The following is an 8241-nucleotide window of genomic DNA, read 5'->3' as shown; positions in this document are numbered from 1 at the left end:
AAAAAAATACTATATTTATTTATTACATGTCTGTCTTTTGTTGCGTTTTCATCCTGTGACGATCGTGATGAAATCCGTAATGACATTAATGACTTGAATGCGCGTTTGGATGCTTTGGATACGCAGATAGACGCTTATAATAAGCAGATTGCAGCTTATCAGGATATGGTTCTCGGTCAAATTTATATTAAGGACTATAATTATGATGAGAAAACCGGGAATTATGTACTTACACTGAGTGACGGAACTGCTGTAACGATTTATAGTGGAAAGCCAGATGATGAAATTCCTCAAATGTATATAGGTGAAGATGGTATGTGGCATTATACTCAGAACGGTACAGATGTTGTGTTGACAGATGCTACGGGGAGTCCGATTACGGCATTGCCGATAGATGGCAAGGACGGCGTTACTCCTCAGATAAGTGTAGATGCGGAAGGCTTCTGGGTTATTTCAACGGATGAAGGAGTTACATGGGAACGCATAGGAGGTACGACTTCTATTGCTACTCCAGATATGATGTTGCCGAGTATTTTTCAGTCTGTTACACCTGGTGATGACGGAAAATCTATGGTATTTGTAGTAGCCGCTACTGGAGAGTCTGTAACTGTTCCGGTAGGAGCAGAAGCTTCTTTCGATTTGGTCTTAACGAATGGAAATAGTATATCAGTGAAGGCAGGGCAGTCTGCAACGGTAACTATTCAGCAGATTAATGTAAAAGACATTACGATTGAATCTACTCCATTGCAGGTTTCGGTCTCAGATACGGAATTGAAGGTGACAGCTCCGGCTACTCTGGCTGCTCAAAATTATACTCTGAATTTGAAAGTTTTTTCAGAAGAAGGATATTGTAAACTGGTTTCGGTAACTGTAACGGTAACTGCTGAGAATTAAAGATAACGATAGGTTAACAAAATAATATGTACATTATGAAAATCTATAAATATATAGGTGTTGCCCTAGTGGCCTTGTCATTGGGAGCATGTAAGACCGATGATCTGGAAAGAGACATTGATACCTTAAAAGATCGTGTGACTGCCATGGAAGCAAAGGTAGACCGACTGAATGAAGGTATGAATATGATACGTGTTGCTTTGGATGGAAACAAAACGATTCAGAGTTATACGAAGAATGAAGACGGGAGCTATTCTTTGGTTCTGAGTGATGGTGGCACAATTAAACTGACACAAGGTGAAGTCGGAGCTACGGATGCGTATCAAGAAGTGAGTATTTCCAGCAATGGTTTTTGGGTAATCGGTGGTGTGGAAACGGAACATCGTGCTGTGGCAGCGGATGGAGAACCTGGGGTTACTCCTCAGTTCCGTCTGGCTATGGAGTCGGAAGGCAAATACTATTGGGAAGTGAGCTACGATGATAAACAGACTTGGCAAGAGGTAAAGAATCAACAAGGTACTCGTGTGTATGCGTCTGCTACAGGTAATTCTTCTGTGGCAGGTCTTATTGCTTCAGCTGCTCCTAATACCGCAGGAGATAAGTTTGAAATCACCTTAACGGGTAGTGATACAAAATATGCAATTCCTATCGTTTCGGGTTTGTCATGTGCTATTACGGATCCTGCTATGGAAGGTGGGTATTGGATTGTACCGACAACAGGAGCATCTACGAATGTTAATTTACAAGGAGATGCAGTTTTGGTAAATGCACCGGAAGGTTGGACAGTAACTGCTGCAATAGGAAATCAGACATTGGCTATCACTCCTCCCAATCAGGATGGAGCAGAAGGTATCATTACTTTGCAGGTGAACAAAGGTTTGTATTGGGCGATTGACCAGATTAAGGTACGCTCCAAGAAAGTGATAACGAGCTGGTATCAGGAATTTAATGAGGGAGGTGAAATTGTAATCAATGATGTGAAAATAAAGAAGGGAAGTGCGGATAATAAAGTCGTTATTAATGGAGATGAAGTAGATTTGACTGTAACTTCTATTACTACTGATGGTGCAGAAATTACTACAGATGGACTTTATTTTATTAATGCTGGATTGAACGTAACATATAAGAATTCCCAAAATAAGAACAAGATTCTGATTAATGATTCTCCTACAGGAGAAAAACCAGTTGTGACATGTACGAACACAATTACATTGAATGGAACAAGTCTTATTTGTAAGAATGTAGCTTTAAAATTGGATGCGAGTGCAACCTATCGTTTCTTGACAATAAATACTAATAATGCTCCGTATGTAGCGTTTGATGGGTGTAATCTTGAAGTACCGTCTACTGCTACTCAAAATGCATTTTATTATGCATCGTCAACTGTTGCTATAAATAGCTTCACCCTCCATAAATCTAAAGTAAAAATAGATAAGTTGACAGAGTATAATATAATAAGTGTTGGAAATAGTAATTTTGTAACTTTCAATTCAATGTCTGTTGATAATACTATTTTCTATGGGAACAATGCATCAACATTTAAATTATTTGGAGTGAATAATGCTAATGCCACGAAGGCAGGTATTGGATCATTGGTATTGCGTAATACCACATTCCTTAATATGCATTATGTAGGAAATGGTATTGTAAATGGGGATATTTCTACGATGATTGTGAAGAATAATATTATTTATGCAGATAATAATACTAATAATGTGACGGTGTTCCGCAAAAGAGGAAATTCTTCAGATCCATTGCAAGCTACAGATGGAGAAGTAGCTGATAATATTGGCTATATTGCAGGTAGTTATTATTTGAACTTGTGGCAAGGAGAGACTCCTCCTTTGGAAAATGCGGAAAAGATTCAGAAGTTGACGGAGTCTCCTTTTGTGACTGTGGATGCGGTAAATGGTACGTATGTCTTGAAACCAGAATATCAAGGTTACGGTGCGACCATAGAATAATAAAACATTGAAATACAGTTATCAGCCATCCGATATAGTATTACCGGGTGGCTGATATGTCTCAAATAGATAATACTATGAACCTACAATTTTGGAAAAAAATAGTGTTTTGTGGTTGCTTGTTTGCAATCACAGCATGTTCGGATGAGGAAACTGTAAATCCTTCTACCCCGATAGAAATACCGGAGCAACCCGCTGAGCTGGCAGAAAAATTAGCGCAGTATAATTCAGACATTGCAGCCATTCAATTGATGGTCGATGGTAAAGTAGAAGTGGTAGATTATATTTCCGATGAACAGCATAATTATACATTAAAATTAAGTGACGGAAAGATTGTAAACGCGGCTTTACAGACAGAAGTTGATACAGATATTCCATTGTTTGCGATTAATGCAGAAGGATATTGGGAATATATGTTGGGTGGTGAAAAACAGACATTGACAGACCTTTCCGGTAATCCTGTCCCTGCATGTAAGAGTTTAGGCAAGGGTACATTTACTCCTCAATTAGCATTAGGAGAAGACGGCTGTTGGCAGATGTCTTTGAATGGTGTACATTGGAAAAAATTATCGGATACTCCGGCACCTTCACTCGAAGGAAAAACGGTGGCAAGTTATTCTTTGTTTAAATCCGTAACGGAAAATGAGGATGGAACCTTGTCGTTGGCTTTATCTGGGGGCGATATGGTTCTTTCAATAGATGCCGCAGTTTCTTCTTCCGCCCAGGCATGGAAGAAGTTTTTGATGAAGAGTGAAGATAATGTGTTGCTGGATTATTCATATGCCGGATACAATCACGGAGAAAGTGCTCCTGCTGATGGCTTTGCGTGGGGGTACAAGGTGATAAACGTGAGGGAACGTATGGTGAAAGATAATTTGTCGGCACGTGATGCTTTGATTAAAATATTGGATGAAAACAAACTGGTGCGTGTATCTAGTACTTCTGCGACAAATGCTAGTGCGAAGATTGTGATTTATTTCCCTGCCGGTAATTATGATTTGCAGCCAGAAGGAAATACAGCTAAGTTCCCTGAAATTTACGGAGGAAATTTCGTAATAAAAGGAGATGGGATTGGAAAAATTTGTTTGCTGATGAATAACCCGATTGGCACTAGTGAATCTACTACAGCTCCGTTGTTGACCATTAAGCATACTAATAGTCCGACAAATGTTGGTAATTCTAAAATTTTAGCGCAGGTAACAGAAAATGCTGCTAAGGGAAGCTTTAGTGTGAAAGTGGCATCTGCTGCTGCTTTATCGGTTGGCAAATGGGTGCAGTTGCGTTTGCGCAGCGGAAACAATGAACTTCTAAAAGAAGAGGTCGGTCCTATGTATAACCAAATGACGACTTCATGGTCAATTGCGCAACAGCCGGGGCTTGTTGGAGCTGATCTTACAAAGGCTAATGAAGATGGAAAAGGAGTAAATGTCATGGAATTTCACCAAATTAAATCAATTGATGGTAATATGGTAACTTTCTATGAACCGATTATGCATGAAGTGAATGTGGCTTATAATGATTACGATGGTGGATGGGTGATTCGTGATTATAAATATTTTGAAAACGTTGGAGTGGAAGACCTGACTTTTGTCGGCAAGGCCATTACTCCTTATTATCATCATGGGGAAGGACAGGATGAGTCGAAAGCATGGTTGTACGACAGTGGATATGTGCCTTTGCAGTTGAACCGTGTGGTGAATTCATGGGTGCGCAATGTAAGTTTTGAAAGCGTGAGCGAGGCAATTACTTTTGGTGAATCTGCTAACTGCTCTGCTTATAATATCTCGATTACGGGTAATCGCGGTCACTCAGCAGTGCGTGCACAAGGCTCTAGTCGTGTGTTTATTGGCAAGGTCTGTGATGAGAGCTCTGATTCTCGTGGGCATGGGCAGTGGCATGGCTGCGGTGTGTCAAAACCGAGTATGGGAACCGTAGTTTGGAATTGTAACTGGGGGCAGGATGCTTGCTTTGAGTCGCATGCTACTCAGCCTCGTGCTACTCTTTTTGATAATTGCCGTGGAGGACTGGTACGGTATCATGCAGGTGGAGCCGAAAATGAAGCACCGAATCATTTGTCAGATTTGACCTTGTGGAATTTGTATGTGACGGGTACAACAGATGAAAAAGGCGATAATTTCTCTTCTGACTTTAAATGGTGGGATGCAGGAAATATCTGGTGGAAAATTTATCCACCTATAGTGGTTGGTACACATGGAAATGCGGTAACTTTCTCAAAAGAAGAAGGACAGTTAACGTATGAAGAGAGCACAGGTGTGGAGGTAACTCCCACGTCATTGTATGAAGCTCAGTTGCAGAAACGTTTGGGATATGTTCCTGCGTGGTTGAATGCGCTGAAATAATTTGAATTAAAAAATATTACCCCGTAGTAGAGTTATGCTATTACGGGGTAGTTTTATAAGTATATATGACTGGAATTAGATTTAATAAACTTTAAAAAGAAAATTTGAATGAAAGTGCTTCGTTTTGAGTTTGTTGTAAAACGACTATTGTATTTTTTTATGATAATGTCTTTGTGTGGTTTATACGCTTGCAAAGACGAGAATCCAGACAAAAATGAGGGAACTGATGAAGGAGGAGATGCTCCAGTTGCAGGGAATGTATTGGCACAAATGAATCGTGACATTGCAGACATGCAACAGATAGCAGAAGGAAAAGTAAAAATATTGGCTTATACGAAAGAAAGTAACGGACGTTATTTGGTGGAACTGGATAACGGGCATGTGCTTACTGTGTATGCCGAGGATGAACAAGTAAAAAAGAATTCAGTTCCTTTGGTGGGCATTGACGCTGATGGCTTCTGGGTGTATGAACTGGATGGAAAAACGGCAAACCTGACAACTGTAGACGGACAGCTTGCAGCTGCGCTTAGTTCCGCTGGCAAAGCCATTTTTACTCCTCGATTTCGGGTAGGAGAAAAGAAATTCTGGGAAGTATCTTATAATGGTTCTCAGTGGATACAAATAGGAACTCGTCAGGTATGGGATGTAGAAAAGGAAACGGCTATCGCTTTTTCTCCTTTTGCGAAATGTTCGGTAAATGAAGAAAATGGAACGTTGGCAATCTCTTTGCGCTGTGGAGAGAAAGTGATTACTGCGAAAGTACAGGGTAAGAATACAACGGATGCGTGGAACAAGTTTGTGACTGGTTCGACCGACAATGTATTGTTGGATTTTTCGTATGCAGGCTATAAACATGGAGAGGTTGAGGCTCCTGATGGATTTGCTTTGGGATATGAAACGGTTAATGTAAGAGAATACATGAATGCCCATCCCGATTTGACTGCGCGGGAGGCATTTTTAGCGTTGCTGAAAGAAAAAAGACTAGTACGCATTGACGATGAAAGCAAATCGTATTCAAATGCCAATGCAAGAGTGGTATTCTATTTCCCTGCTGGAGAATATGTACTGCATAATGATGAGGATAATACGCTGACGCAAGACGTTGAGAACCCTGCGTGCGACGAAAAAGGGAATAATACGAGCTCGTCTATTATTATCTATGGCGGAAACTTTGTAATAAAAGGTGACGGACCTGACAAGACGTTCATTAAAATGGATACCCCGAACCTGCCGACGAATGAGAAAGTGATGTATTCCTCTCCGGTAATGATTAATATTAAGCATAACTCATGGCTGGGAGCAGAGTATGAAGTGACGGGAAACGCAGGAAAAGGAACCTTTAAGGTAAAGGTGGCCGGAGCATCGAATTTTAAAGTTGGTGAGTGGGTATGTTTGTATTTGCATGACAATAGCCCGGAACTGGTGAAACAGGAATTGCTTCCGTATGCTTGGGAGTCGACTATGACAAATATTTCTACAGAAGGAGTACAGGTAGAGGATTATCATCAGATAGTGGGCATTAGCGGTGATGAAGTTACCTTTAAGGAACCCATTATGCATGAGGTAGATACGCAATGGAAATGGAAATTGCGCAAGTATTCTTGTTATGAGAACGTGGGCGTAGAAGATTTGACGTTTGTGGGACATGCTGTAAATGATTTCAAGCATCACCGCAGCTGGATTGACGACGGGGCTTATAAACCGATTGCTTTTATGAGACTGGTAAATTCGTGGATGAGACGGGTTAATTTTGAGAGTGTGAGTGAGGCGGCCTCAATTATTTCAAGTGCGAATTTTTCTGCCTATAAGATTAATATTACGGGAAACCGTGGACATGCAGCTATTCGTTCCCAAGGATCCAGCCGGGTGTTTATCGGTGCGGTACGTGATTGTACGGATGGTCCGTTGGCGGATGAGTATCCTACGTTCCAGAGTAATACCGGACAATATCATGCTTGTGGAGTGTCAAAACCTAGTATGGGAGCTGTTATCTGGAGAGTGACTTGGGGGAATGATGCTTGTTTTGAGTCGCATGCTACTCAGCCCCGGGCTACACTGATTGATAATTGTACAGGTGGTTTTGTACAATCCAGACAAGGTGGGGATGCTGACCAGGTACCGAATCACCTGAATGACCTTACAATATGGAATATGTGTTCCACAAATACAAAACTGAATGGAAGCGGTACGCTTCCTGAAAACGGGGAGTTTGACTGGTGGCGTACGGGGTGGAAATATTGGAAAATTCTGCCACCGGTAATCGTGGGATTCCACGGTGACCCTGTCAAATTTGTACAAGACCAGGTGAAACTGGATGAAAGCCATGGCATACCGGTAGAGCCTCAGTCGCTTTATGAAGCACAATTGGAACATCGTTTAGGAAGTGTTCCGGCTTGGCTAAATGCGCTGAAATAGTGTTATTGGAAAGGTCGGGATGAGCCTTAAGGGCTTGTCCCGACCTTTATGCTTTGATATTAGCATGGAGTTCTGGAATTTTTTATGAAATGTCTTCATGGCTTTTATAGTTTCCGGTCTGGAAACATACGTTTTTCAGCCGGAGATTTATATTTTTCAGTTGGAAAACACACAGTTCTCGCCGGGGAAACATAAAAAATTACCGGATGGTGTGCTTTTTTAGTTGCGGGGTTTTGACAAACTTTTTAGTTGATAAATTTAGGCAGTTTGTTTTCTTCTGTTCTTATTTAACCTGAAGAGGTATGAAAGGCGAATTTTATACAGACTGAGCTAAAATAGAAAATCCCGTCCTCAGATATTTTATTCCGAGAACGGGATTCTTATTGTTAAATCCGGTATATCAATCTTTGTCAATTTTCAAGATTCCGCCGGTTGTGGAGTTGAAAATTACCCGTGTATTGATTTTTTTGTCAAACAAGCCATCTAACAGTACTTCAGTGTAACCGAACTGAGTGAAGGACATTTCGTCGTTGAAGAGTTCTTTACCTTGGTAGCTGACTGTGACATTGCCTTTGCCCGGCACATTATAAATGACACCGTCAATCTTT

Annotated in this window: 5 protein-coding genes; 4 read left to right on the top strand and 1 reads right to left on the bottom strand. The window is 40.9% G+C overall.

Annotated elements, in window-relative coordinates:
* From ACMJ0U_RS04375 to ACMJ0U_RS04360, 4 genes are all read left to right on the top strand, one after another.
* On the top strand, positions 1–894 hold an 894-nt coding region (locus tag ACMJ0U_RS04375), incomplete at its 5' end, for a PL29 family lyase N-terminal domain-containing protein (RefSeq protein WP_417128423.1).
* Positions 895–929: 35 nt separating this feature from the next.
* Complete coding sequence (locus ACMJ0U_RS04370; protein ID WP_417128421.1) at positions 930–2858, top strand: PL29 family lyase N-terminal domain-containing protein; 1929 nt, start codon at positions 930–932, stop codon at positions 2856–2858.
* Between the two features lie 77 nt (positions 2859–2935).
* The gene (locus ACMJ0U_RS04365; RefSeq protein WP_417128419.1) at positions 2936–5218 is read left to right on the top strand and encodes a DUF4955 domain-containing protein; all 2283 of its coding nucleotides are present in this window, start codon (positions 2936–2938) and stop codon (positions 5216–5218) included.
* A 159-nt stretch (positions 5219–5377) separates the two neighbouring features.
* The gene (locus ACMJ0U_RS04360) at positions 5378–7633 is read left to right on the top strand and encodes a DUF4955 domain-containing protein (RefSeq protein WP_417128417.1); all 2256 of its coding nucleotides are present in this window, start codon (positions 5378–5380) and stop codon (positions 7631–7633) included.
* 400 nt (positions 7634–8033) lie between these two features.
* On the opposite strand, the gene ACMJ0U_RS04355 is transcribed toward ACMJ0U_RS04360, so the two are convergent.
* Positions 8034–8241 (bottom strand): DUF4831 family protein (locus ACMJ0U_RS04355; RefSeq protein WP_417128415.1); only part of this gene is annotated, 208 nt, incomplete at its 5' end.

The organism is Phocaeicola sp. (assembly GCF_048170425.1).
In the GTDB taxonomy this organism is placed as follows: Bacteria; Bacteroidota; Bacteroidia; order Bacteroidales; family Bacteroidaceae; genus Phocaeicola.
The sequence above is the reverse complement of the archived record's forward strand: the minus strand, read 5'-3'. Positions and strand labels throughout refer to the sequence as shown.

Coding starts and splice junctions, on each gene's coding strand:
- ACMJ0U_RS04365 (WP_417128419.1), top strand. CDS start 2,936: ATGAACCTACAATTTTGGAAAAAAATAGTGTTTTGTGGTTGCTTGTTT.
- ACMJ0U_RS04370 (WP_417128421.1), top strand. CDS start 930: ATGAAAATCTATAAATATATAGGTGTTGCCCTAGTGGCCTTGTCATTG.
- ACMJ0U_RS04360 (WP_417128417.1), top strand. CDS start 5,378: ATGATAATGTCTTTGTGTGGTTTATACGCTTGCAAAGACGAGAATCCA.